16 protein-coding genes and 6 pseudogenes are annotated in these 24,173 nt (G+C 56.7%); 15 read left to right on the top strand and 7 right to left on the bottom strand.

Annotation, left to right across the window (positions count from 1 at the left end; translation table 11 throughout):
• The first annotated feature begins 10 nt into the window (after positions 1–10).
• The 9 genes and pseudogenes from JNO11_RS19535 to JNO11_RS19495 all read left to right on the top strand — a co-directional run bounded on the left by JNO11_RS19535 (position 11) and on the right by JNO11_RS19495 (position 10,010).
• Positions 11–451 carry a F0F1 ATP synthase subunit epsilon gene (locus JNO11_RS19535; protein ID WP_325177626.1) on the top strand — a complete coding sequence of 147 codons (441 nt, stop codon included), beginning with the start codon at positions 11–13 and terminating at the stop codon, positions 449–451.
• A 140-nt stretch (positions 452–591) separates the two neighbouring features.
• Entirely contained in the window at positions 592–1,962 is a 1,371-nt protein-coding gene (glmU, locus tag JNO11_RS19530) for a bifunctional UDP-N-acetylglucosamine diphosphorylase/glucosamine-1-phosphate N-acetyltransferase GlmU (protein ID WP_325177625.1), read from the top strand.
• Between the two features lie 154 nt (positions 1,963–2,116).
• On the top strand, positions 2,117–3,946 hold the full coding sequence (gene glmS / locus JNO11_RS19525; protein WP_325177624.1) for a glutamine--fructose-6-phosphate transaminase (isomerizing): 1,830 nt from the start codon (positions 2,117–2,119) through the stop codon (positions 3,944–3,946).
• A 165-nt stretch (positions 3,947–4,111) separates the two neighbouring features.
• Positions 4,112–5,157, top strand: a pseudogene (gene pstS, locus JNO11_RS19520) (phosphate ABC transporter substrate-binding protein PstS).
• A gap of 87 nt (positions 5,158–5,244) precedes the next feature.
• Positions 5,245–6,207, top strand: coding sequence for a phosphate ABC transporter permease PstC (pstC, locus tag JNO11_RS19515; RefSeq protein WP_010258877.1), 963 nt, complete (start codon positions 5,245–5,247; stop codon positions 6,205–6,207).
• Complete coding sequence (pstA, locus tag JNO11_RS19510) at positions 6,204–7,094, top strand: phosphate ABC transporter permease PstA (protein ID WP_010258878.1); 891 nt, start codon at positions 6,204–6,206, stop codon at positions 7,092–7,094. The genes pstC and pstA overlap by 4 nt, the downstream gene beginning before the upstream one ends.
• A gap of 44 nt (positions 7,095–7,138) precedes the next feature.
• Complete coding sequence (gene pstB / locus JNO11_RS19505) at positions 7,139–7,912, top strand: phosphate ABC transporter ATP-binding protein PstB (RefSeq protein WP_010258879.1); 774 nt, start codon at positions 7,139–7,141, stop codon at positions 7,910–7,912.
• A 17-nt stretch (positions 7,913–7,929) separates the two neighbouring features.
• Entirely contained in the window at positions 7,930–8,664 is a 735-nt protein-coding gene (phoU, locus tag JNO11_RS19500; protein WP_010258881.1) for a phosphate signaling complex protein PhoU, read from the top strand.
• A gap of 107 nt (positions 8,665–8,771) precedes the next feature.
• Positions 8,772–10,010, top strand: coding sequence for an MFS transporter (locus JNO11_RS19495; RefSeq protein WP_010258883.1), 1,239 nt, complete (start codon positions 8,772–8,774; stop codon positions 10,008–10,010).
• 167 nt (positions 10,011–10,177) lie between these two features.
• Here the strand turns inward: JNO11_RS19495 and xylB are convergent.
• Together xylB and xylA are read right to left on the bottom strand one after the other, a co-directional pair.
• A pseudogene (gene xylB, locus JNO11_RS19490) lies at positions 10,178–11,621 on the bottom strand (xylulokinase).
• A 17-nt stretch (positions 11,622–11,638) separates the two neighbouring features.
• Positions 11,639–12,961, bottom strand: a complete 1,323-nt coding sequence (xylA, locus tag JNO11_RS19485; RefSeq protein ID WP_003849568.1) for a xylose isomerase — start codon at positions 12,959–12,961, stop codon at positions 11,639–11,641.
• A gap of 345 nt (positions 12,962–13,306) precedes the next feature.
• Between xylA and xylF the strand changes: the two are divergent.
• From xylF to xylR, 4 genes and pseudogenes are all read left to right on the top strand, one after another.
• Positions 13,307–14,300 (top strand): annotated as a pseudogene (gene xylF / locus JNO11_RS19480) (D-xylose ABC transporter substrate-binding protein).
• Between the two features lie 28 nt (positions 14,301–14,328).
• Positions 14,329–15,850 (top strand): annotated as a pseudogene (locus JNO11_RS19475) (xylose ABC transporter ATP-binding protein).
• A complete protein-coding gene (xylH, locus tag JNO11_RS19470) occupies positions 15,843–17,027 on the top strand; it encodes a xylose ABC transporter permease XylH (protein ID WP_325177623.1) in 1,185 nt (394 codons plus the stop codon). The pseudogene JNO11_RS19475 and the gene xylH overlap by 8 nt, the downstream one beginning before the upstream one ends.
• A gap of 93 nt (positions 17,028–17,120) precedes the next feature.
• A complete protein-coding gene (gene xylR, locus JNO11_RS19465; protein WP_010258893.1) occupies positions 17,121–18,299 on the top strand; it encodes a D-xylose utilization transcriptional activator XylR in 1,179 nt (392 codons plus the stop codon).
• A 58-nt stretch (positions 18,300–18,357) separates the two neighbouring features.
• Here xylR and JNO11_RS19460 read toward each other — a convergent pair whose 3' ends face one another.
• From JNO11_RS19460 to JNO11_RS19440, 5 genes and pseudogenes are all read right to left on the bottom strand, one after another.
• Positions 18,358–19,491, bottom strand: coding sequence for an ROK family transcriptional regulator (locus tag JNO11_RS19460; RefSeq protein WP_182500906.1), 1,134 nt, complete (start codon positions 19,489–19,491; stop codon positions 18,358–18,360).
• A 305-nt stretch (positions 19,492–19,796) separates the two neighbouring features.
• On the bottom strand, positions 19,797–20,537 hold the full coding sequence (dnaC, locus tag JNO11_RS19455; RefSeq protein ID WP_010258898.1) for a DNA replication protein DnaC: 741 nt from the start codon (positions 20,535–20,537) through the stop codon (positions 19,797–19,799).
• A pseudogene (dnaT, locus tag JNO11_RS19450) lies at positions 20,537–21,074 on the bottom strand (primosomal protein DnaT). Before dnaT ends, dnaC begins: the two are co-directional and overlap by 1 nt.
• A 111-nt stretch (positions 21,075–21,185) precedes the next feature.
• Positions 21,186–21,867, bottom strand: a pseudogene (locus JNO11_RS19445) (hypothetical protein).
• A 75-nt stretch (positions 21,868–21,942) separates the two neighbouring features.
• Positions 21,943–22,629 (bottom strand): autotransporter, encoded by a 687-nt coding sequence (locus JNO11_RS19440; RefSeq protein WP_325177622.1) that lies wholly within the window; start codon positions 22,627–22,629, stop codon positions 21,943–21,945.
• Between the two features lie 153 nt (positions 22,630–22,782).
• On the opposite strand from JNO11_RS19440, the gene JNO11_RS19435 reads away from it, so the two are divergent.
• On the top strand, positions 22,783–23,349 hold the full coding sequence (locus JNO11_RS19435) for a DNA-3-methyladenine glycosylase I (RefSeq protein ID WP_122889777.1): 567 nt from the start codon (positions 22,783–22,785) through the stop codon (positions 23,347–23,349).
• Between the two features lie 110 nt (positions 23,350–23,459).
• Positions 23,460–24,122: an OmpA family lipoprotein gene (locus JNO11_RS19430; protein WP_010258904.1), complete on the top strand. Its 663-nt coding sequence runs from the start codon at positions 23,460–23,462 to the stop codon at positions 24,120–24,122.
• Positions 24,123–24,173 lie beyond the last annotated feature (51 nt).

The raw sequence follows: 24,173 nt of genomic DNA, 5'->3' as shown, positions 1-24,173 counted from the left end.
GAGGAAGATTATGGCTATGACTTATCACCTGGATGTGGTCAGCGCAGAGGAGCAGTTGTTCTCTGGTCTGGTACAGAAAATTCAGGTGTCAGGTAGCGAAGGTGAACTGGGGATTTTCCCTGGCCATGCGCCGCTGCTGACTGCCATTAAGCCTGGAATGATCCGTATCGTGAAACAGCACGGCGAAGAGGAGTTTATCTACCTCTCTGGCGGCGTGCTGGAAGTGCAACCGGGCAGCAGCACCGTTCTGGCCGATACCGCTATCCGCGGTACCGATCTGGACGAAGCGCGCGCTCTGGAAGCAAAACGCAAAGCAGAAGACCATATGAACAGCAGCCACGGCGACGTGGACTATGCTCAGGCCTCTGCCGAGCTGGCGAAAGCCATTGCTAAACTGCGCGTGATCGAACTGACCAAAAAAAGCGATGTAATCCAGCTTTATGCGTCATGAAATGCCAGCCCTCGGGCTGGCATTTTTTTTGTCTGCTGCGCCTGATCTGCCTGTCCGCCTAATTTCGGCCTGAGAAAAATGTAGTAATCTCAATCCCAAACCGTTTTACTTTCACCCGTAAAAATTCACTCAGGATAGTTATGTCTAACAGTGCGATGAGTGTGGTGATCCTTGCTGCTGGCAAGGGCACCCGTATGTATTCCGATCTGCCTAAAGTTCTGCATACGCTGGCAGGCAAACCCATGGTTCAGCATGTGATTGATGCGGCTAAAGGGCTGGGCGCACAGCAGGTCCATCTGGTTTATGGTCACGGCGGCGATCGCCTGAAGGCGACCCTCACTGACAGCTCGCTCAACTGGGTGCTGCAGGCCGAGCAGCTCGGCACTGGCCATGCGATGCAGCAGGCAGCGCCCGCATTCGCTGATGATGAAGATATCATGATGCTTTACGGTGACGTGCCGCTCATCTCTCAGGCGACACTACAGCGGCTGCGCGAAGCCAAACCGCAGGGCGGCATTGGCTTACTTACCGTGGTACTGGACGACCCAACCGGCTATGGCCGCATTGTGCGTGAGAACGACACCATCACCGGCATTATCGAACAGAAAGATGCCAGTCCGGCGCAGCTCACCATTAAAGAGATCAACACCGGCATTCTGATCGCCAACGGCGGCGATTTAAAACGCTGGCTGGCGCAGCTCACCAACAATAATGCGCAGAGTGAGTATTACATCACCGATATTATCGCGCTGGCGCATCAGGAAGGTCGGGTGATCAACGCGGTTCATCCGGCACGCATCAGTGAAACCGATGGCGTCAATAACCGGCTGCAGCTGGCGACATTAGAGCGCACTTACCAGGCTGAACAGGCGGAAAAACTGCTGCTGGCTGGCGTGATGCTGCGCGATCCGGCCCGTTTTGACCTGCGCGGGACGCTGACGCACGGGCGGGATGTTGAAATTGACACCAACGTCATTATTGAAGGCCAGGTCACGCTGGGCGCACGCGTCAGAATCGGCGCGGGCTGCATTATCAAAAACAGTGTGATTGGCGATGACTGTGAAATCAGCCCCTATTCGGTGATCGAGGATGCGAATCTCGCCACTGCCTGCACTGTCGGACCTTTTGCCCGTCTGCGTCCTGGCAGCGAACTGGCCGATGCCGCCCACGTGGGCAACTTCGTCGAAATGAAGAAAGCGCGTCTGGGCAGAGGATCGAAAGCGGGGCACCTCTCCTATCTCGGTGATGCGGAGATTGGCGACAACGTAAATATCGGTGCAGGCACCATTACCTGCAACTACGACGGTGCGAACAAATTCAAAACCGTAATTGGCGATGACGTATTTGTGGGCTCAGATACCCAGCTGGTGGCGCCGGTCAGCATCGCGGCAGGGACCACCATTGCGGCGGGCACGACCATCATGAAAGATGTGACCCAGGCCGGTCTGGTCTATAACCGTAAAGAGCAGAATCACAAAGCGGACTGGCAGCGCCCACAGAAGAAAAAATAAATTTTTAACGGCCCGCTTTAATGCGGGCCGATGCAGTGCAGTGCCAAAACTATAATCCCCACTCTCTACAAGGCTCGGGGAACCGGCAAAGCCGGATATCAGGTCGCATGACAACAGAAGTGGCGAAAAGCCATGTAGTCAGGAAAACATCATTATGTGTGGAATTGTTGGTGCAGTAGCGCAACGTGATATCGCAGAGATTCTGCTGGAAGGTCTGCGTCGTCTTGAATATCGCGGATATGATTCGGCCGGTCTGGCCGTGGTCGATCGTCAGGGGCACGTCACGCGCCTGCGGCGTTTAGGGAAAGTGCAGAAACTGGCGGAAGCCGCTGAGCAGCAACCGCTGATTGGTGGCACCGGCATCGCGCACACGCGCTGGGCAACCCATGGCGAGCCGTCGGAAGCGAACGCGCATCCGCACGTCTCAGAGCACATCATCATCGTGCACAACGGCATCATTGAAAATCATGAGCCATTGCGTGCTGAACTGATCGCGCGCGGTTATGTCTTTGCCTCTGAAACGGACACCGAAGTGGTGGCGCATCTGGTTCACTGGGAGCAGAAGCAGGGCGGTTCGCTGCGTGAAGTCGTACTGCGTGTGATTCCGCAGCTGCGCGGTGCCTATGGCATGGTGATCATGGACAGCCGCGATCCGTCACTGCTGGTGGCGGCCCGTTCCGGCAGCCCGCTGGTGATTGGTCGTGGCATGGGCGAAAACTTTATCGCCTCGGATCAGCTGGCCCTGCTGCCAGTGACCCGTCGGTTCATCTATCTGGAAGAGGGTGATATCGCCGAGATCAGCCGTCGCGATGTCACGGTGATCGACCGTGAAGGCAACACCGTGACCCGTGCCGAGATCGAGTCGAACCTGCAATATGATGCCGGTGACAAAGGCATTTACCGTCACTACATGCAGAAAGAGATCTACGAACAGCCCATGGCGCTGAAAAGCACCCTGAGCGGTCGGTTCAGCCAGGGTCAGGTTGATCTCAGCGAACTGGGCGCGGGCGCAGAAGCGCTGCTGAGCCAGGTTGAGCATATCCAGATTATCGCCTGCGGCACCTCCTACAACTCCGGCATGGTGTCACGCTACTGGTTTGAGTCGCTGGCAAACCTGCCCTGTGATGTCGAGATTGCCTCGGAGTTCCGCTACCGCAAATCAGCTGTTCGCAAAAACAGCCTGCTGATCACCCTGTCGCAGTCGGGTGAAACGGCAGATACCCTGGCGGCGCTGCGTCTCTCTAAAGAGCTGGGCTACCTGGGATCGCTGGCGGTCTGCAACGTGGCCGGTTCGTCACTGGTGCGGGAGTCTGACCTGGCACTGATGACCAAAGCGGGCACCGAAATCGGCGTCGCCTCTACCAAAGCGTTCACCACCCAGTTAGCGGTGCTGCTGATGCTGGTGGCGAAACTGGGCCGTCTGAAACGGATGTCAGCCGAGACTGAGCATGAGATCGTTCATGCACTGCAGGCGTTGCCGAACCGGATTGAGCAGATGCTGGCGCAGGATAAGCTGATTGAGAATCTGGCGGAAGGCTTCTCTGACAAGCATCACGCACTGTTCCTGGGTCGTGGCGATCAATATCCGATTGCCATGGAAGGGGCGCTGAAGCTCAAGGAGATCTCCTACATTCATGCGGAAGCCTACGCCGCAGGCGAGCTGAAACATGGCCCGCTGGCGCTGATTGATGCGGACATGCCGGTGATCGTGGTGGCACCTAACAACGAACTGCTGGAGAAGCTCAAATCCAACATCGAAGAGGTACGCGCACGCGGTGGCCTGCTTTATGTTTTTGCCGATCAGGATGCGGGCTTCAGCGACAGTGACGGAATGAAGATTATCCCGTTGCCGCATGTCGAAGAGGTCATTGCGCCCATCTTCTACACGGTGCCGCTACAGTTACTCTCCTATCACGTCGCCCTGATCAAAGGGACCGACGTCGATCAGCCACGTAACCTGGCAAAATCGGTTACTGTGGAATAACCGGGTGGGCCCCGTCGCGGGCCCACTTTGCACTGGCCCTCTGTCATATAACTGTCATATTTCGTACATTTCACTGTCATCAAACTGTCCTATTTTCCCTCCTGCAGCAATCACAGATTCTTACTAAAACGGCCCCAAGCCTGACTTTTCTCCCCTGGAGGGAATATGACACTGATGCGTAGCACCGTAGCCCGAATCCTCGCCACCACCTTCGCCGTAAGCGCGGTATCTGCTTTTGCGGCAACCGATCTCACTGGCGCAGGCGGGACGTTCCCGGCGCCGGTTTATGCCAAGTGGGCAGCAGAATATCAAAAAAGCCACCGGTAGCAAAGTTAACTACCAGGGTATCGGTTCATCTGGCGGCGTGAAACAGATCATCGCCAAAACCGTCGATTTCGGTGCGTCCGATGCGCCAATGAAAGATGAAGATCTGCAGAAAAATGGCCTGTTCCAGTTCCCTACCGTGATCGGTGGCGTAGTACTGGCGGTTAACCTGCCGGGTATCAAGTCAGGTCAGCTGACGCTGGATGGCAAAACCGTCGGTGATATCTACCTCGGCACCATCAAAAAAGTGGAACGACCCGGCGATTGCCAAACTTAACCCAGGCGTGAAACTGCCAGAGACCAACATCAACGTGGTACGTCGCGCTGACGGTTCAGGCACCTCGTTCGTCTTCACCAGCTATCTGGCGAAAGTGAACCCGGACTGGAACAGCAAAATTGGTAAAGGTAACACCGTCAACTGGCCGGTCGGTCTGGGCGGCAAAGGCAATGACGGCGTCGCCGCGTTTGTTCAGCGTCTGCCGGGTTCAATCGGCTACGTGGAGTATGCCTATGCCAAACAGAACAACCTGACCTACACCAAACTGATCGATGCCGATGGCAAAGCGGTCGCCCCAAGCGAAACCAGCTTCAGTAATGCCGCGAAAGGCGCTGACTGGAGCAAATCGTTCGCGCAGGATCTGACCTTCCAGAAGGGCGCTGATGCCTGGCCAATCTCGTCAACCACCTTTATTCTGATCTACAAGGATCAGGCTAATGCGGCCAAAGGCGCTGAAGTACTGAAATTCTTCGACTGGGCTTACAAAAGCGGCAGCAAAACCGCCACAGCGCTGGACTATGCTGCGCTGCCAGAGAGCGTGACTGAACAGATTCGCGCCGCCTGGAAAGCCAACATCAAAGACAGTTCTGGTAAAGCGCTTTATCAGTAATTGACCGACCCTGACCGGATAGCAGTCCGGTCAGACTCAACGGGCGGCGTCATGCCGTCCTGATAACTTCTGAAGACTGAGACTTCTATGGCTGCAACGAAGCCGGCATTCAAAGCCCCAGGCAAACAAGGTGACAGAATTTTTGGCGCGCTGGTCAGGCTGGCTGCGCTGATTGTCCTGTTACTGATGGGCGGCATTATTGTCTCCCTGATCATCTCCTCGTGGCCCAGCATCCAGAAGTTTGGTTTCGCCTTTTTGTGGACCAAAACCTGGGATGCGCCCAACGAACAATTTGGTGCACTGGTACCGATCTACGGCACCCTTGTGACCTCCATTATTGCCCTGATTATCGCAGTACCGGTGAGTTTTGGTATCGCGCTGTTCCTGACCGAACTCGCGCCAGGCTGGCTGCGTCGCCCGCTGGGCACCGCCATTGAGCTGCTGGCGGCCATTCCCAGTATTGTTTATGGCATGTGGGGTCTGTTTGTTTTCGCGCCGCTGTTTGCCGAATACTTCCAGACACCGGTCAATGACGTGATATCGGGCATTCCGATTGTCGGCGAGCTTTTCTCCGGCCCCGCTTTCGGTATCGGCATCCTCGCGGCGGGTGTGATTCTGGCGATCATGATCATCCCTTACATCGCCTCGGTCATGCGCGACGTCTTTGAGCAGACCCCGGTGATGATGAAAGAGTCAGCCTACGGCATCGGCTGCACCACCTGGGAAGTGATCTGGCGCATCGTACTGCCCTTTACCAAAAATGGCGTGATTGGCGGTGTGATGCTCGGACTGGGTCGTGCGCTGGGTGAAACCATGGCGGTGACTTTTATTATCGGCAACACCTACCAGCTCGACAGCCCGTCACTGTTTATGCCGGGTAACAGCATCACCTCGGCGCTGGCCAACGAGTTCGCTGAAGCGGAATCGGGCGTGCACGTCGCCGCGCTGATGGAGCTGGGACTGATCCTGTTTGTGATTACCTTTATCGTGCTGGCGATTTCAAAGCTGATGATTATGCGGCTGGCGAAAAGTGAAGGAGCGCGCTCATGACCACAATTGAAATTCAGGCGCGCGCTGAACTGGACGCATCACGCCGTAAAATGCAGTCCTGGCGCAGCACTAAAAATAAAATTGCGCTGACGCTGTCGCTGCTGACCATGGCTTTTGGCCTGTTCTGGCTGGTGTGGATCCTGTTCACCACCGTATCGCGCGGCGTGGATGGGCTCTCCTGGTCCCTGTTCACCGAATCAACGCCACCACCCAATACCGCGGGCGGCGGGCTGGCTAACGCCCTGGCGGGCAGCGGATTACTGATTTTCTGGTCTACCTTCTTCGGCACACCGCTGGGCATCATGGCGGGTATCTATCTGGCGGAATATGGGCGCAAGTCGCCACTGGCAGAAGTGATCCGCTTTATTAACGACATTCTGCTTTCGGCCCCCTCGATTGTGGTCGGCCTGTTCGTCTACACCCTTGTGGTATCGCAGATGCAGCACTTCTCCGGCTGGGCCGGGGTGATTGCGCTGGCGCTGCTGCAGGTGCCGATTGTGATTCGTACCACCGAAAACATGATGCGACTGGTGCCAGACAGCATGCGTGAAGCGGCTTACGCGCTGGGTACGCCCAAGTGGAAGATGATCGCGTCTATCACCCTGAAAGCGTCGGTCTCCGGCATCATCACGGGTGTGCTGCTGGCGATTGCCCGCATTGCAGGTGAAACGGCACCGCTGCTGTTCACGGCGCTCTCGAACCAGTTCTGGAGCACCGACATGATGCAGCCGCTGGCGAACCTGCCGGTCACCATCTTTAAGTTCGCCATGAGCCCGTTCGCCGAATGGCAGAGCCTGGCCTGGGCGGGCGTGCTGATTATCACCCTGTGCGTGCTGGTGCTGAACATCGTGGCGCGGGTGATTTTCGCCAAAGGTAAACACGGTTAATTTCCGGCGCGGCCCTGTGCGGCGCCGTATAAGAGAGATGAATTATGAGTATCGCGACAGCATCAGCCGATAAAATTCAGGTCCGTAATCTGAACTTCTATTACGGCAAATATCATGCGCTGAAGAACATCAATCTGGATATCGCTAAGAATCAGGTGACTGCGTTTATCGGGCCATCGGGCTGTGGTAAGTCGACCCTGCTGCGGACCTTCAACAAAATGTACTCGCTCTATCCGGATCAGCGGGCTGAAGGGGACATTCTGCTGGATGGCGAAAACATTCTGGCGACTCAGCAGGATATCGCGCTGCTGCGCGCCCGGGTCGGCATGGTGTTTCAGAAGCCTACGCCGTTCCCGATGTCGATCTATGACAACATCGCCTTTGGCGTTCGCCTGTTTGAAAAGCTGTCGCGTGCCGATATGGATGCGCGCGTACAGTGGGCGCTGACCAAAGCCGCGCTGTGGAATGAAACCAAAGACAAGCTGCATCAGAGCGGTTACAGTCTCTCCGGCGGCCAGCAGCAGCGTCTGTGCATTGCCCGCGGTATCGCGATTCGCCCGGAAGTCTTGTTGCTGGATGAGCCCTGCTCCGCGCTTGATCCCATCTCTACTGGCCGTATTGAGGAGCTGATCACCGAGCTGAAACAGGATTACACCGTGGTGATCGTGACGCACAACATGCAACAGGCTGCACGCTGCTCTGACCATACGGCTTTCATGTATCTGGGCGAACTGATTGAGTTCAGCGATACCGACACGCTGTTCACTAAACCCGCCCAGAAGCAAACCGAAGATTATATAACTGGCCGCTACGGCTGATCTGACAGGAGATCGACATGGATAATCTTAATCTGAATAAGCACATCTCCGGTCAGTTCAATGCCGAGCTGGAGCATATCCGTACCCAGGTGATGATCATGGGCGGTATGGTCGAGCAGCAGCTGACCGATGCAATTACCGCCATGCATAATCTGGATGGCGAACTGGCGCAGCGGGTGATCGACGGCGACCAGAAGGTCAATATGATGGAAGTGGAGATTGATGAAGCCTGTGTGCGCATCATCGCCAAACGTCAGCCAACCGCGATCGATTTGCGACTGGTGATGGCGATCATCAAAGCCATTTCTGAGCTGGAGCGCATTGGCGACGTGGCGGAGAAGATCAGCCGCACGGCGCTGGAGAAGTTTGGTCAGCAGCATTTGCCGCTGCTGGTCAGCCTTGAGTCACTGGGTCGTCACACCGTGCAGATGCTGCATGATGTGCTGGACGCTTTTGCACGCATGGATCTAAATGAAGCGATCACTATCTACCGTGAAGATAAAAAGGTGGATAAAGAGTACGAAGGCATTGTGCGCCAGCTGATGACCTACATGATGGAAGATCCGCGCACCATTCCCAGCGTGCTGACGGCGCTGTTCTGTGCCCGCGCCATTGAGCGTATCGGCGATCGTTGCCAGAATATCTGCGAAATCATCTTCTATTTCGTCAAAGGTCAGGATTTCCGTCACGTTGGCGGTGACCGGCTCGATGAATTACTGTCGGGCGATGACGGCAGCAACAGACCTTCCTGATAAATCTTCTTCCTGCGCCTGATCGGCGCAGGGATAAGCCTTTTCAATTGGTCACATCCTGAACTCTCTCTATAATTGCGGCACTTTTCTTTATGAGGTGCGCAACGATGTCCCCTTCTCCCCAATCTAAGCCCGGCGTAACGCCAGGCAAAGCGATGCTGGCTGCGGTCAGCGGTTATGCCATGGATGGATTTGACCTGCTGATACTCGGCTTTATGCTGCCGGCTATCAGTGTTTCGCTGGCGCTCAATCCATCACAGGCGGGATCGCTGGTGACCTGGACGCTGATTGGCGCGGTTATCGGTGGCATCGTATTTGGTCATCTCAGCGACCGCTATGGTCGCATCCGCATGCTCACCGTCACGATTCTGGTCTTCTCGGTCTTTACCGGGCTGTGCGCGGTGGCGCAGGGCTACTGGGATCTGCTCGCCTGGCGAACGCTGGCGGGTGTCGGTCTGGGTGGCGAATTTGGTATCGGCATGGCGCTGATTGCCGAAGCCTGGCCGGCGGAGAAGCGCAATCGCGCATCAGCGTGGGTCGGTATCGGCTGGCAACTCGGGGTGCTGATGGCGGCCTTTATCACACCGCCGCTGCTGACTATCATCGGCTGGCGCGGCATGTTTCTGGTCGGCTTGTTGCCTGCGCTGGTCTCGTTTGCCATTCGTCGCGGCATGGGTGAACCGGAGGCGTATCAACGGCAGGTTAAACATGTGCCGTCACTCTCTTTTCCGGCGCGCCTGAAACTGCTGGTGCGCGATCGCGCCACCGCCAAAGCCAGCCTGGGCATTTTTATTCTCTGTTCAGTACAGAACTTTGGTTACTACGGGCTGATGATCTGGATGCCGAGTTACCTCTCCTCCAGCTTTGGCTTCAGCCTGACGAAGTCGGGCCTCTGGACCGCGGTGACCGTGGTCGGGATGACCTTTGGCATCTGGCTGTTTGGTGTACTGGCCGACCGCTTCGCTCGCTGGAAAATCTTCCTGCTCTATCAGTTTGGCGCAGTAGTGATGGTGGTGGTTTATGCTCAGCTGCGCGACCCGAACATCATGCTATTTACCGGCGCGATCATGGGGATGTTTGTTAACGGCATGATTGGCGGTTATGGCGCGCTGATTTCCGATACCTTTCCGCCGCAGGTGCGTGCCACCGCGCAAAACGTCCTGTTCAACCTTGGTCGCGGTGTGGGCGGCTTCGGCCCGGTGGTAATTGGTCTGCTGGCGAGCCAGTTCTCGTTTACGGCGGCGATTACCCTGCTGGCGCTGATTTATCTGCTGGATATTGCGGCGACGCTGTTCCTGCTGCCGAAGAAACAGGGTCAGGAAGATACGCTGGGCGCGATTGGCTGATGCTGCCGTGATGGTATGGCTGGAGTAAGTATCATTCCGGCCATTCCGGGTCAGTAATATGGCTCACGATCACCTGTTCTGCCTTCATTACCCCCTGGCATTACATGGCAGGGGGGATCCGTTAACAGGCGATTTAAATTCATAACAGGCAGAGCGTTCTCGCAGGTTTACTTCATCAGCGGCAGGAGCTGTTGATAAAGCGTCGCAAAGGTCTCCCGACGCGGCTGGTAGTGCGCTACCCGGGCCGGATCCGGCTGGTGTCGCTGCACCAGAACCGGGGTCGGCACGGTGACCTCTGCATCCAGCGCCTGCTGCGCCAGCCTGGCGGCCCCCAGCGCCGGGCCAACCTCCCCCGCCATGGCAGTAATCCAGCGTCTGGCCGCTGATGTCTGCCAGCATCTGACGCCACAGTGCACTGCGTGCGCCGCCGCCGATCAACATAATGCTCTTTGGCTGAACGCCACAGTCGTGCAGCGCGTCCATGCCCTCCGCCAGCGCAAACCCGACGCCTTCCAGCACCGCTCTCGCCAGCTCGGGACGGCCATGCTGGTGGGTAAAACCAAAGAAAGCACCCCGGGCATTCGGGTTATTGTGCGGCGTGCGCTCACCGGAAAGATAGGGCAGAAACCACAGGCCGGGCACGTCATCGCGCGCGCGTTCAGCCTCAGCCAGCAGCTCAGGAACATCTCTGCAACCGGTCAGCGTCGCTGCCCAGTCCAGACAGGAGGCTGCGCTGAGCATCACCGACATCAGATGCCAGCGCTGGGGTAACGCATGACAGAAGCTGTGTACCGCGCGCTGTGGATTGCTGAGATAGCCGTCGCTCACCACGAAGTAGACACCCGACGTACCCAGCGACAGCATGCCCTGGCCCGGTTCGGTCATGCCGACACCAATCGCACCCGCAGCATTGTCGCCACCGCCCGCCGCCAGCGGCACGGCGTTCATCCTCCAGCGTGTGGCCAGTTCGGCATGTAAGCGGCCGGTCAGGGCATTGCCCTCATAGAGTTGCGGCATCTGATAGCGGCTGAGGTCGCAGGCGCGCAGCATCGCATCGCTCCAGTCACGCCGCGCCACATCCAGCCACATCGTGCCTGCTGCATCTGACATATCAGTGGCGAAGTCGCCACTCAATCGCCAGCGCAGGTAATCTTTGGGCAACAGCACGTGAGCGATCTGACTGAATATTGCCGGTTCATGTTGCTGAACCCACAGCAGCTTGGGAGCCGTGAAGCCGGGCATCATCAGGTTGCCGGTGATCGCCCGCGAATCCGGCACCTTTTGTTCCAGCTCACGGCACTGCGCCTCGCTGCGCCCATCATTCCAGAGCATGGCCGGTCGTAATACCTGGTTTGCACTGTCGAGCAGCGTTGCACCATGCATCTGTCCGCTCAGCCCGATGGCCTGCACCGCGCGCAGATCCTGCTGCGCGCTCAGCGCCTGCATGGCCAAATCCAGCGCCTGCCACCAGCTTTCGGGATCCTGCTCGCTCCACAATGGCTGCGGACGCGAAACCTGCAGCGGCGCTGTTTCCGTCGCCACCACGTTGCCTTGTGCATCCATCAGCACCACTTTGACGCCAGAGGTGCCTAAATCGATCCCGATAAACATGCTCTGCTCCTGAAGGGTTAGAAATCAAACAGGTAGTGATTCACCAGATTTTCCAGCTGCTCCTGACGTCCGCTCTGATGCTGCGGATTGAGCTGCTGCTGCTGAGCATGCGCCGCCAGTGCCTCCAGTGAAAACTCACCTTTCAAAATTTGCTGGCCGAACTCACCATTCCAGCCGCTGTAGCGCTGTGCCACACGCTTATCGAGTTCACCGTCGCTGATCATGCGAGCGGCGACTTTCAGCGCCAGCGCCATGGTATCCATCGCGCCAATATGACCGTAGAACAGATCGTATTTATCAGTGCTCTGACGACGCACTTTGGCATCAAAGTTTAAGCCGCCTGTGGTAAAGCCGCCCGCTTTGAGAATTTCGTACATCACCAGCGCATTCTCTTCCACGCTGACCGGGAACTGATCGGTATCCCAGCCGCACTGCGGATCGCCGCGGTTGGCATCCACTGAACCAAAAATGCCCAGCGCAATGGCCGTCGCAATTTCATGATGGAAAGAGTGACCCGCCAGCGTGGCGTGGTTCGCCTCAACGTTAACCTTGATCTCTTTCTCCAGTCCGAACTGTTTCAGGAAGCCATAAACCGTCGCGACATCATAGTCATACTGATGTTTGGTCGGCTCCTGCGGTTTCGGTTCGATCAGCAGCGTTCCCTGGAAGCCAATTTTGTGTTTGTGCTCGACCACCATCTGCATAAAGCGGCCAATCTGCTCGCGCTCCTGGCGCAGATCGGTATTCAGCAGAGTTTCGTACCCTTCGCGTCCGCCCCACAACACATAGTTTTCACCGCCCAGGGTTTTGGTCGCCTGCATGGCGCTGCAGACCTGCGTCGCTGCCCAGGCAAAAACTTCAGGATCGGGATTGGTGGCAGCCCCGGCTCCGTAGCGCGGATGGGTAAAGCAGTTGGCCGTGCCCCACAGCAGTTTCACGCCGGTCTCCTGCTGTTTCTCCAGCAGTTTATCGGTCATGGCGGCAAAATTCTCTTTGTAGCTGTGCAGCGAATCGCCTTCTGGTGACACATCAACGTCATGGAAGCAGTACCACGGCACATTCAGCTTGTGGAAAAACTCAAAGGCCACATCCGCTTTCAGTTTTGCCTGCTGCAGCGCATCTCCGCTTTTCTGCCACGGACGATCAAAAGCGCCGACACCAAACATATCCGCGCCATTCCAGCAGAAGGTGTGCCAGTAACAGGCGGCAAAGCGCAGATGCTCCGCCATGGTCTTGCCGAGGATCACCTCATCGGGATTGTAGTGGCGGAAAGCGAGAGGATGAGTCGACTGGGTGCCTTCATAACGAACCCGATCGATCTGATCGAAATAAGCGTGCATGGTTTGCTCCTTAGCATCAGTACCCGAATGGCCTGCGTTGAAGCAATATTTGATATTGGCTGCTGCCTTAGCTCAATTACGATATTTCACTACGGGTGTCAGATAATTATTATTTGTGCGCTGGCTCGCAAAATAATGTTATTTACGGGATGGTTTATCATTATCGCTCTCTTGTCCGAAAAAGATGAAACCTCGATCGCGCTCATAAAAAAATGAAATAAACCAAAAAACGTAATAGCCGGATAAAAATCAGTAATTGCTGTAACAGGAAAATAAGGGCAACAATTCATCCGCCTGGTTTATAGGCCTGAAACGACAATAGCCTCAACCTACAGGATGATCACAATGAAGATGAAACATGCACTGCTCGCCGCCTGTGCGGCGCTGGCGCTGTTCAGCCAGACCAGCGTGGCAAAAGAAGTGAAGATCGGCATGGCGATTGACGATTTGCGACTCGAACGCTGGCAGAAAGACCGCGACATTTTCGTAAAACAGGCTGAGACGCTGGGCGCGAAGGTGTTTGTTCAGTCAGCCAACGGCAACGAAGAGACACAGATGTCGCAGATTGAAAATATGATCAATCGCGGTGTCGATGTGCTGGTGATTATTCCTTACAACGGTCAGGTATTGAGTAATGTTGTCGCTGAAGCGAAACGGGAAGGCATTAAAGTGCTGGCGTATGACCGAATGATAAATAATGCCGATATCGACTTTTATATCTCTTTCGATAATGAAAAAAGTGGGCGAACTGCAGGCCGAGAGCATTGTGAAACAGGTGCCTAAGGGCAACTATTTTTTAATGGGCGGATCGCCTGTGGATAATAACGCACGCCTGTTCCGTGCCGGACAGATGAAGGTGTTAAAACCCTATATTGATAACGGCAGCATTAAAATTGTTGGCGACCAGTGGGTCGATGCCTGGCTGCCGGAAAATGCCTTGAAAATTATGGAAAATGCCCTGACCGCCAACGGCAACCATATCGATGCGGTGGTGGCCTCTAACGATGCCACCGCAGGCGGCGCGATTCAGGCGCTGAGCGCGCAGGGGCTGGCAGGAAAAGTGGCGATCTCCGGTCAGGATGCCGATCTGGCAGCCATTAAGCGTATCAAAGCGGGCACCCAGACCATGACGGTTTACAAACCGATCACTGAGCTCGCCACCGAAGCGGCGAAAATTGCCGTCGAGCTGGGCGAGGGCAAAACACCTGCCAGCAACAGCACGCTGAATAATGGTCTGAAAGAGGTTCCATCACGGCTGCTGAAGCCGATTCCGGTCAACAAAGACAATATTGAAAGCACCGTGGTGAAAGACGGTTTCCACAAACAGAGCGAACTCTGACTGCGCATAGTGTGAGGGAGAACAGTCGATGCTGCTGGAAATGAAAAATATCACCAAGCGTTTCGGTGCCGTGAAGGCGCTGAATGATGTCAGCCTGCAACTTGAGGCGGGCGAAGTGATGTCGCTGTGTGGTGAGAATGGATCAGGCAAATCGACGCTGATGAAAATCCTGTGCGGACTCTATCCGCACGGCGATTTTGAAGGGCAGATTCACTTCTCTGGCGACGACATTCAGGCGCAGACCATTCGCGATACCGAGCGTAAAGGCATTGTGATTATTCATCAGGAGCTGGCGCTGGTGCGGCAACTGACGGTGATGGAGAACATTTTCCTCGGTGCCGAACTGAGCCGTTTCGGCATGGTGGATGATGAAACCATGACCCTGCGCTGCCAGCAACTGCTGGCGCGGGTCGGGCTGAACGTCTCTCCCGCCACCCGGGTCGGTGAGTTAGGCCTTGGGCAGCAGCAACTGGTGGAGATTGCCCGCGCACTTAACAAACAGGTCCGGCTGCTGATTCTGGATGAGCCGACCTCTTCCCTGACGGAGCAGGAAACGGACGTGCTGCTCGGCATCATCCGTAATCTGCGTGAACACGGCATCGCCTGCATCTACATCTCGCACAAGCTGAATGAGGTTAAGGCGATCTCCGACACCATCTGCGTGATTCGTGACGGTCAGCATATTGCTACCCGTCCGGCAGCGGGCCTGAGCGAAGATGACATCATCACCATGATGGTGGGGCGTGAGCTGACCGCGCTCTATCCCCACGCGCCGCATCAGATTGGCGACGTGATACTGAAAGTTGAAAACCTCACCGCCTGGCATCCGGTTAACCGCCACATCCGCCGCGTTAACAATGTCTCGTTCTCGCTCAGACGCGGTGAAATCCTCGGCATCGCCGGGCTGGTGGGCGCGGGCAGGACTGAGACAGTCCAATGTCTGTTTGGCGTCTGGCCGGGGCGCTGGCAGGGCGATATCTGGATCAATGGCAAACAGGTCAACATCACCGATTGCCGCGCCGCCATTGCGCACGGCATCGCGATGGTGCCGGAAGATCGTAAAAAAAGATGGCATCGTGCCGCTGATGGCGGTGGGCAAAAATATTACCCTGGCGGCGCTGGACCAGTTCAGCCACCGGCTCTCAACGCTGGATGAAGCGCAGGAGCAGCAGGCGATCAATGACGCGATCGGTCGGCTGCGGGTGAAAACCTCCTCATCAGAACTGCCGATTGGCCGTTTAAGCGGCGGCAACCAGCAGAAAGCGATTCTGGCGAAATGTCTGCTGCTCAATCCAAAAATCCTGATCCTTGATGAACCGACGCGCGGCATTGATGTGGGCGCACGTCAGGAGATCTACCTGCTGATCAATGCACTGGTTCAGCAGGGTATCGCGGTGATTGTGATTTCCTCTGAGCTGCCGGAAGTGCTGGGCCTGAGCGATCGGGTGCTGGTGATGCATGAAGGGCAGATCAAAGCCGATTTGATTAACGATAACCTGACTCAGGAGCAGGTGATGGAAGCTGCCCTGCGGAGTGAACATTATGCTTAAAAGTGAAAGTACCCAAAGCCGCCTCTCCGTCACGCCGGGCAAACCGTCACCGGGCAGGTTCACACTGCCTAATCTGCAGGTTCTGGTGATGCTGGGCGCAATTGTGCTGATTGCCCTGTTCTTTACCTGGACCACAGACGGCTCGTGGCTCAGTGCGCGTAACGTCTCCAACCTGCTGCGTCAGACCGCCATTACCGGCATTCTGGCCGTGGGTATGGTGTTCGTAATTATCTCGGCGGAGATCGACCTGTCAGTAGGTTCCATGATGGGCCTGCTGGGTGGCGCGGCGGCGATATTCGACGTCTGGCTCGGCTGGCCGTTGCCGCTGACCATCGTGGTGACGCTGGTGATGGGATTGCTGCTTGGCACGTGGAATGGCTGGTGGGTGGCCTACCGTAAAGTGCCTTCGTTTATCGTGACGCTGGCGGGAATGCTGGCTTTCCGCGGTGTTCTGGTCGGAATTACCGATGGCACTACGGTTGCGCCGATCACGCCAGGCATGTCGCAGATTGGTCAGAGTTATCTGCCGGGCGGCGTCGGTTTCGGCTTTGGCTTTGCCGGTCTGGCGTTGTTTATGTTGTGGCAGTGGCGGCTGCGGCTGCGTCGTCAGCAGCTCGGACTGGCGCAGGGCGCAGCCAGCGGCACCGTCGGGCGTCAGGCGATCATCGCCATCTTAGTGCTGGGTGCCATCTGGTTGCTCAACGACTATCGCGGCGTGCCGACCCCGGTGTTACTGCTGGCCGTGCTGTTGCTGGCGGGCATGTTTATGGCAACCCGCACCGCGTTTGGCCGTCGTATCTACGCCATCGGCGGCAACATTGATGCTGCGCGCCTGTCTGGCATTAACGTGGCGCGCACCAAGCTGGCGGTGTTTGCCATCAACGGTGTGATGGTGGCGATTGCCGGGCTGATCCTCAGTTCACGACTGGGCGCAGGCTCGCCGTCGGCGGGTAATATTGCGGAACTCGACGCTATCGCCGCCTGTGTGATCGGCGGCACCAGCCTGGCGGGTGGTGTGGGTTCGGTTGCGGGCGCGGTAATGGGGGCGTTTATTATGGCCTCGCTGGATAACGGCATGAGCATGATGGATGTGCCGACTTTCTGGCAGTACATCGTTAAAGGCGCGATTCTGCTGCTGGCGGTGTGGATGGATACGGCAACGCGGCGTCGGGTGTAATCGCGCGGGCGATCACATTGTGGCGCAAACAATTTTTTTGCCCCTTTCAGCCGTGTTATGCAATGCGCTGAGGATTTAAGGGAACGCGCCATCATGCATGAGAAACGCTATCGCATTACCCTGCTGTTTAACGCCAACAAAGTGTATGACCGTCAGGTTGTGGAGGGCGTCGGTGAGTATCTGCAGGCGTCGCAGACTGACTGGGATATCTTCATCGAAGAAGATTTCCGCTGCCGCATCGACAACATCCGGGAGTGGCTGGGCGATGGGGTGATCGCCGATTACGACGATCGCTCCATCGAAACCCTGCTGTCGAATGTTTCCGTGCCGATTGTCGGCGTTGGCGGCTCTTATCATCGGCAGGAGGATTATCCGCCGGTGCACTACATCGCGACTGACAACGCCGCGCTGGTGGAGAAAGCCTTTCTGCATCTGAAAGAGAAGGGCATTAATCGCTTTGCCTTTTATGGTTTACCGGCCTCCAGCGGCAAGCGCTGGGCACAGGAGCGTGAACAGGCGTTTCGCCAGCTGGTGGGACGTGAGCGCTATCAGGGCGTGGTCTATCAGGGCATGGAAACCGCGCCGGAAAACTGGCAACACGCCCAGAACCGTCTCGCCGACTGGCTGCAGACGCTGCCGCCGCAAACCGGCATTATCGCCGTCACGGATTCACGGGCGCGACACCTGCTGCAGGCGTGCGAACACCTGAAAATACCGGTGCCGGAGAAGCTTACGGTGATCGGGATTGATAATGAGGAGCTGACCCGCTATCTGTCACGCGTGGCGCTCTCGTCCGTGGCGCAGGGCTCACGGCAGATGGGCTATCAGGCGGCCAAACTGCTGCATCGGCTGCTGGATAAGCAGCCCTTACCGCTTCAGCGTATCCTGGTGCCGCCGGTGAAAGTCATCGCCCGGCGCTCTACCGACTTCCGCTCGCTGCGCGATCCGGCGGTGATTCAGGCGATGCACTACATCCGCTTCAACGCCTGTAAGGGGATCAAAGTGGAGCAGGTGCTGGATGCAGTCGGGCTGTCGCGCTCTAATCTGGAAAAACGCTTTCGGGATGAGACCGGCGACACCCTCCATGCGATGATCCACCGTGAAAAACTGGAAAAAGCGCGCGAACTGCTGGCCTCTTCATCGCTCAACATCAACGAGATCTCGCAGATGTGCGGCTATCCTTCGTTGCAGTATTTCTACTCAGTCTTCCGCAAAAGCTACGACACCACGCCAAAAGAGTATCGCCAGCATTTTGGGGAGAATGTGTTGTAGCAGGAAGCGTTCAGTCTGAGGTGGATGGATACCGGATGAATCAGGGCGGCTTGAGCCACTAGATCATCCGCTGCTCACTCTGCTCCAGCACCGCCAGCGCCAGCCCGTTGGCCGGATCGATCCGCTGCTCAGGAAAGTGCAGCAGGGTATGTGCGGCGGTAAAGGCCAGCGCGTTGCCGTGTGCGGTAGTGCGCACCGCCTTGCAGAAGACTTCACTGGCGTTCCACGGACAATCAATGATGATGGTGGCGGGATTGAGCAGCAGCATAATCTGACTCAGCGCCGCACCCAGATAGCCACCCGCCTGCGCCATCACCTCATCCACCACCCGTGGCGCGCTGTCGCGGTTCTGCCAGCTCAGGCCAGGCTGACGCTGCGCCAGCTGCTGTTTAACCGCAGGCTGGCTGACCAGCGCTTCCAGGCAACCGCGGCGGCCACAGCTGCAACGCGGGCCGTCGGGCTGGACAACCAGATGTCCCGCCTCGCCCGCCGTCCAGCTGTGCCCGGTAAATACTTCACCATGCTGTACCAGTGCGCCGCCAATTCCCTCGGAAATACGCAGATAAAAGTGACCGCTCTCCACTGATAATCCACGCAGCTGTACCGCCAGCAGCGCAGCGGCTTTGACATTATTCATAATGCGGATGGGGAGACTGACGTGCTTACTCAGCGCGCCCAGCAGGTCAACATCCTGCCATTCGAGGGGCAATGAAATATGCATCCAGCCGCGCCGGGGATCGACGATACCGGGAAAACCCAGGCCAATGCCGAGCAAATCAGGATAGCTTTTCACCAGTTCCCGGCACAGCATCGCCAGCTCAGCCAGCAGTCGGGTCGGGTTACTGGTATCGGTGCGCAGCGTCTTTTCAGCCAGCACCTGTGAAAAATAGTCGCAGACCCGCCAGTGGATAACGTTGCGTTCCACCATGATGCCTGCGCTCTTGAGCTTTTCCGGTCGCAGGGTAATCCCGATTTTAGGCCGTCCGGCGGACGCGACGCTGACCGGCCCCAGCTCCTCTATCAGGCCCTGCTCCAGCAGGTCATCAATGATTAATGAGACGGTGTTTTTGCTTAGTGTCAGCGCCTCCGCCAGATCCTGACGCGACGTCACGCGCAGCTTACGCAGCTGAGTCATCACCCGTTTCTGGTTATTCAGTCGCAGTAGTGCCGGGCCTTTGCCGTTCGTTTTCATTACGGGTTCACTCAACAGAGGAGTAAGAATTGAGTGTATCAGCCCATACGTATTCCACATCCCACACTTTTGCGGGCGGTTTCACACAACCCGATCGCCTGTGGCTAAGATCGTGACCGCGATCAGATCGTGGGATTAATGCCGGGTTTTCTGCTGCACCAGTGGCCGGACGTCGGAATGATCCTGACTCAGCGCGTCCGGCTGCGCCGGGCATGGGCGGAAAGGCAAAGGCGGTATAGCTCGTCGTTATGACGAGGGGCTTCAGGCCCGATGAGCGCAGTGACCCGGCGCTGCCGGGTCACTGTTTAATATTCGTCGCCGCGTACCCGACTGCGATAGCTTTCCCAGTCGAAGCGCACCCACAGGCTGTTGCCGAGGCGCATACGGTCCATGACACGTTCGCCCAGCAGCGTATTCATGCCCGCATGGTCGAGGTTAGATAACATGCCGGTCGGGCGTTTCGAGGAGGATCGGCGATCGACAATCTGGTTAATAATCACTTTTTCGTAGCGCGATTCACTCTGCATACCGATCTCATCAATCACCAGCAGATCAACACTGCTGAGATCCTGAATCAGCCGCTCTTCGGTAATGCCGCTGCTGCCGCTGAAGGTGCCCTTCATGCTCGACATCAGATCGGCAACTGTCACGATCAGCACGCTTTTACCGCGCAGGATCAGGTCGTTGCCAATCGCGGCGGCCAGATGGTTTTTACCGGTGCCGGGACGGCCTGAAAAGACAAAACTGGCGATGCTGCCATCAAATTCAGCGGCATACTGACGCGCCAGTTCCAGCGCCTTGCGCTGTCCCTCATTCTCTACCCGGTAATTATCAAATGAGCAGTTCATATGCAGCTCTCGAATGCCGGAACGGCCCATTACGCGCTGCATTTTCATTGCGCGATTCTCACGCACAATCGCCTCTGATCGCAGACGACCCTGCTCCTGATTCCACGCCAGTAGCTCTTCGCCATTGGCAAATTTAGGACGGGTGCCTGCGGGCATCATTTTTTTCAGACGGTTAAAGAGATCGTTTGGCGTTTTCATCATTCACCTCGGAAACCATCGGGAATGGTACGGTCAGGATCGGGCAACTGCGTGATATCACGCTTCGGTTGCCCGCCGTTTGCGGCACGGTTCATCTGAATGCTGCGTGCCAGTTTCTGTTGCCACTGTACATGATGGAACATCCGGCCTTCCGCCTGCCAGTAAGCCACAAAGGCCGCCAGCTCGCTGGGGGTCACCGGTTCGCCCAGCGACACACCCCAGATCGCGGCCTGGCGCGTAAAGTCGGCATCCGGCTGCCAGCCCTGATACATGGCGAACTTACCTGCCGGCGTATGGATCGCGGCGGGGGGAATCGTCATACAGGCTGTCATCCAGCGCCACATCATTCGGCTGCCGGGCGGCGGCTTCCAGCGCCAGCAGCTCAGCCAGACGCTTAGGTGTGATGGCGTACATCACCGGCGCATAATTATCTAACACCGCCAGCGTGCCCTTTTCCGCCTGCTGCAGGGCAGTCAGCGGATCCTGTCGGAAGGCATCCAGGCCAATGAGCGTTGAAGTTAAGATTTTAGCTGACATGAAAAGACCTGAGGTTAACGAACACCTTGCGCCGGGAACCCGTCGCCGACGCAGAAGTGTTTATTGTACCTTTTTTAATGATGCGGATCGCTTAAAAAGCAAGAGTGCGGATCAGTGCGAGGTGACCGGAGAAGTGGCGTGACGGGCCGGTGCAGATTCGGTGGCGTGCACGCTGACGGCGACAGCGGCCGGACGGGTCTGCCATAGATAGCGAACCGAGGCCAGCCAGCACAGGCCGTAACCCAGCAGTTCGGTACCCTCTTCGGCCATGTTTTTCACCACGCGGTTGTAATCCCCCCAGCATCAGGTGCTGCCACAACGCATGAATACCAAACAGTCGTGAGAAGACCAGCACCACTAAAAAGCCGGAGGCCATCACCGGCCAGCTGCGGTGTTGCAGCAGCCTGGCCAGCGCATGCAGGGTTTTTTTCGGCGTCCGCAGCGCGACGGCCAGACAACCGGCCGTCACCGCCAGGGCGAACCAGATCCAGCTGCCATGCTGGATGGCATCAAACACAAAGTCGAGCTCACGGATCAGCATACAGCTATAGAAGCCCGCCACTAAGGTCAGCGCGCCGCGCTGAGCCGGACGGCGCTGGGCCGCAATAAAGAACAGGGCGGCAATCACCGCCAGCATGATTTCCTGGGTGGTTTCAGTAAAAGAAGTTTCGTGCAGCGCATCATTCATCCAGGCCACATCAATATAGATGGGCAATATCATCAGAGCGAGAAAGAGTGCTGCCAGTATGAAGACCGTCATTTCACGGCCAATAATTGTCAAATCGTTGCGCATAGTGTTACCAGTATAATGATTAGCGGACTCATTATATTTTAAACGCCCGATTCCCTTTCTCTTTTCATGCCCCGGTCAGAAGCTGGCGCTGAAGCCAAAGGTATAAAGTTGCTGCTCCTGGTTATTCAGCGCTTCGCTTTGTGAAAACGCGGCGAAAGCCGCCAGATTATCGTTCAGAGGCACTTGTGCACCGATGCTCAGATCGATGCCTTCGGACTGATCGGTGCCGTTCGTCGCCTCACGCCGGGAATTCTGCGGCGTGTCTGCCAGCAGATAGTGATAACTCAGCTGCGCCCAGGGCGATATCCATCCCTGCTGTGAATCGATGCGCCAGCCGACGCTGGCGCTCTGCTCACGACTCTGTTGATCGCTGTAGTCACATTGCAGACAGTTCATCTGCTGCGGATCAACGGCATACTGCGCCACCGGCCCGGTGGTAAATGACGGGGCAATGGGCAGGTCAACCCCAGCCCGATAGCGTTTTCCCAGCGGGGTAGTGCCTACGCTGCCGGTTTCACTGTGGACGGCGATGGGGGGCGCGGTGGGAGAGTTGATGGCGGCTTCAAACAGGGCGCGGCTCTCATCGCTGAAGGCGAGTGGCGTCAGGGCGATCTTCTCCGCCAGAATCGTATCGTAGTCGGGCAGAAAGTCGGGATGTTGAGGCGCAGAGATGCCGCCGCGCGCAAAAGTCGGTTGCGTTAAGATTAACAGCCATACAGCACAGCAGATCCGCAGACCTTTCCAACCGCTTCTCGGCAACATCGCTTCTCCAGGCAAGGCTGAAGTTATTATCCGGCGTTTAAATTAAATTTCGGCCCGTCTCTGTTATTTAACCGGTGATCGTTTAACTATCAACCGATTAATTCTAAGATCAAGCGGACCGCTAAAATATTCTTGTTATAAAGGAACAAAGCGATGCAACGATGTGGTTGGGTAACGCAGGATCCCCTCTATCTGGCTTATCACGACAGGGAGTGGGGTGTGGCACAGAGAGACAAGCGTGCGCTGTTTGAGATGCTCTGTCTGGAAGGACAGCAGGCGGGGTTATCCTGGATTACCGTGCTGAAAAAGCGGGAAAACTATCGGGCGGCGTTTCACCAGTTTGATCCGCAGGCCATAGCGTTGATGGATGCGGCAGAGATCGACACGCTGATGCTCAACAGCGGTATTATCCGCCACGCCGGTAAAATCGCGGCGATTATCGCCAACGCCCGTGCTTGTCTTCAGATGGAAGCAAAAGGAGAGGATTTCAGCCACTTCGTCTGGCAATTTGTCGATAACGTGCAAATCGTTCACCATTATCCTGACTATAGCCAGGCTCCTACTACCTCAGAGCAGGCCATTGCGCTCTCGAAGGCGCTAAAGCAGCGTGGTTTCAAATTCATCGGCCCCACAATCTGCTACTCCTTTATGCAGGCCTGCGGGCTGATAAACGATCATCAGAGCAACTGTTTTTGCCATCCTGACAACCAAAAGGCGTAATTCCCGCTAAATCAGGATTTTTCCTCACTACATTCCCGGCCACCAGGCGGCATAATCGTGCCACTTATGGGAAAGGTTTTCCCCTGTGTGTCGAATGTAAGGGAACAAAAATGCAGAAGAAATTAATCGCCATCACCTTGTTATTAAGCGGCAGTCTGGCCCTGCCAGGTTGTACCACCAATCCTTACACCGGCGAATCTCAGGCGGGTAAGTCAGGTGTGGGCGCAGGCCTGGGTGCGTTAGTGGGTGCCGGTGTCGGTGTACTCTCCTCGTCAAAGAAAGATCGCCGTAAAGGTGCGCTGATTGGTGCTGCTGGCGGAGCCGCACTGGGCGGTGGCGTGGGCTACTACATGGATGTGCAGGAAGCGAAACTGCGCGACAAGATGCGCGGAACGGGCGTCAGCGTGACCCGTAATGGCGATAACATCGTCCTGAATATGCCAAACAATGTCACCTTCGACTCCAGCAGCAGCAATCTGAAACCTGCCGGCGCGAACACCCTGACAGGTGTTTCAATGGTGCTGAAAGAGTATCCGAAAACCGCGGTAAACGTAGTGGGTTATACCGACAGCACCGGCACCCGCGCGCTGAACATGCGTCTGTCACAGCAGCGTGCTGAAAGCGTCGCCAGCGCGTTGATCGTGCAGGGTGTTGCCAGCGATCGCCTGCGCACCCAAGGTGCAGGCCCGGATAACCCGGTTGCCAGCAACAGCACCGAAGCAGGCAAAGCGCAAAATCGTCGTGTTGAGATCACGCTCAGCCCGCTGGGATAAACGCGGTCGCCCCCGCCCGGGGGCGCCTTTTTTCTGTAAAGCATCGCGTTA

It is taken from the genome of Pantoea sp. 1B4, from assembly GCF_016925765.1.
Taxonomy (GTDB): domain Bacteria; phylum Pseudomonadota; class Gammaproteobacteria; order Enterobacterales; family Enterobacteriaceae; genus Pantoea; species Pantoea agglomerans.
The sequence above is the reverse complement of the archived record's forward strand: the minus strand, read 5'-3'. Positions and strand labels throughout refer to the sequence as shown.

What these genes read in the sequence shown, in the direction of transcription:
- JNO11_RS19440 (WP_325177622.1), bottom strand. Translation starts at nt 22,629, where the DNA reads ATGTTGCCGAGAAGCGGTTGGAAAGGTCTGCGGATCTGCTGTGCTGTA.
- pstA (WP_010258878.1), top strand. Translation starts at nt 6,204, where the DNA reads ATGACCACAATTGAAATTCAGGCGCGCGCTGAACTGGACGCATCACGC.
- xylH (WP_325177623.1), top strand. Translation starts at nt 15,843, where the DNA reads ATGCTTAAAAGTGAAAGTACCCAAAGCCGCCTCTCCGTCACGCCGGGC.
- xylR (WP_010258893.1), top strand. Translation starts at nt 17,121, where the DNA reads ATGCATGAGAAACGCTATCGCATTACCCTGCTGTTTAACGCCAACAAA.
- pstB (WP_010258879.1), top strand. Translation starts at nt 7,139, where the DNA reads ATGAGTATCGCGACAGCATCAGCCGATAAAATTCAGGTCCGTAATCTG.
- xylA (WP_003849568.1), bottom strand. Translation starts at nt 12,961, where the DNA reads ATGCACGCTTATTTCGATCAGATCGATCGGGTTCGTTATGAAGGCACC.
- JNO11_RS19495 (WP_010258883.1), top strand. Translation starts at nt 8,772, where the DNA reads ATGTCCCCTTCTCCCCAATCTAAGCCCGGCGTAACGCCAGGCAAAGCG.
- dnaC (WP_010258898.1), bottom strand. Translation starts at nt 20,537, where the DNA reads ATGAAAACGCCAAACGATCTCTTTAACCGTCTGAAAAAAATGATGCCC.
- JNO11_RS19435 (WP_122889777.1), top strand. Translation starts at nt 22,783, where the DNA reads ATGCAACGATGTGGTTGGGTAACGCAGGATCCCCTCTATCTGGCTTAT.
- phoU (WP_010258881.1), top strand. Translation starts at nt 7,930, where the DNA reads ATGGATAATCTTAATCTGAATAAGCACATCTCCGGTCAGTTCAATGCC.
- JNO11_RS19430 (WP_010258904.1), top strand. Translation starts at nt 23,460, where the DNA reads ATGCAGAAGAAATTAATCGCCATCACCTTGTTATTAAGCGGCAGTCTG.
- JNO11_RS19535 (WP_325177626.1), top strand. Translation starts at nt 11, where the DNA reads ATGGCTATGACTTATCACCTGGATGTGGTCAGCGCAGAGGAGCAGTTG.
- pstC (WP_010258877.1), top strand. Translation starts at nt 5,245, where the DNA reads ATGGCTGCAACGAAGCCGGCATTCAAAGCCCCAGGCAAACAAGGTGAC.
- JNO11_RS19460 (WP_182500906.1), bottom strand. Translation starts at nt 19,491, where the DNA reads ATGAAAACGAACGGCAAAGGCCCGGCACTACTGCGACTGAATAACCAG.
- glmU (WP_325177625.1), top strand. Translation starts at nt 592, where the DNA reads ATGTCTAACAGTGCGATGAGTGTGGTGATCCTTGCTGCTGGCAAGGGC.
- glmS (WP_325177624.1), top strand. Translation starts at nt 2,117, where the DNA reads ATGTGTGGAATTGTTGGTGCAGTAGCGCAACGTGATATCGCAGAGATT.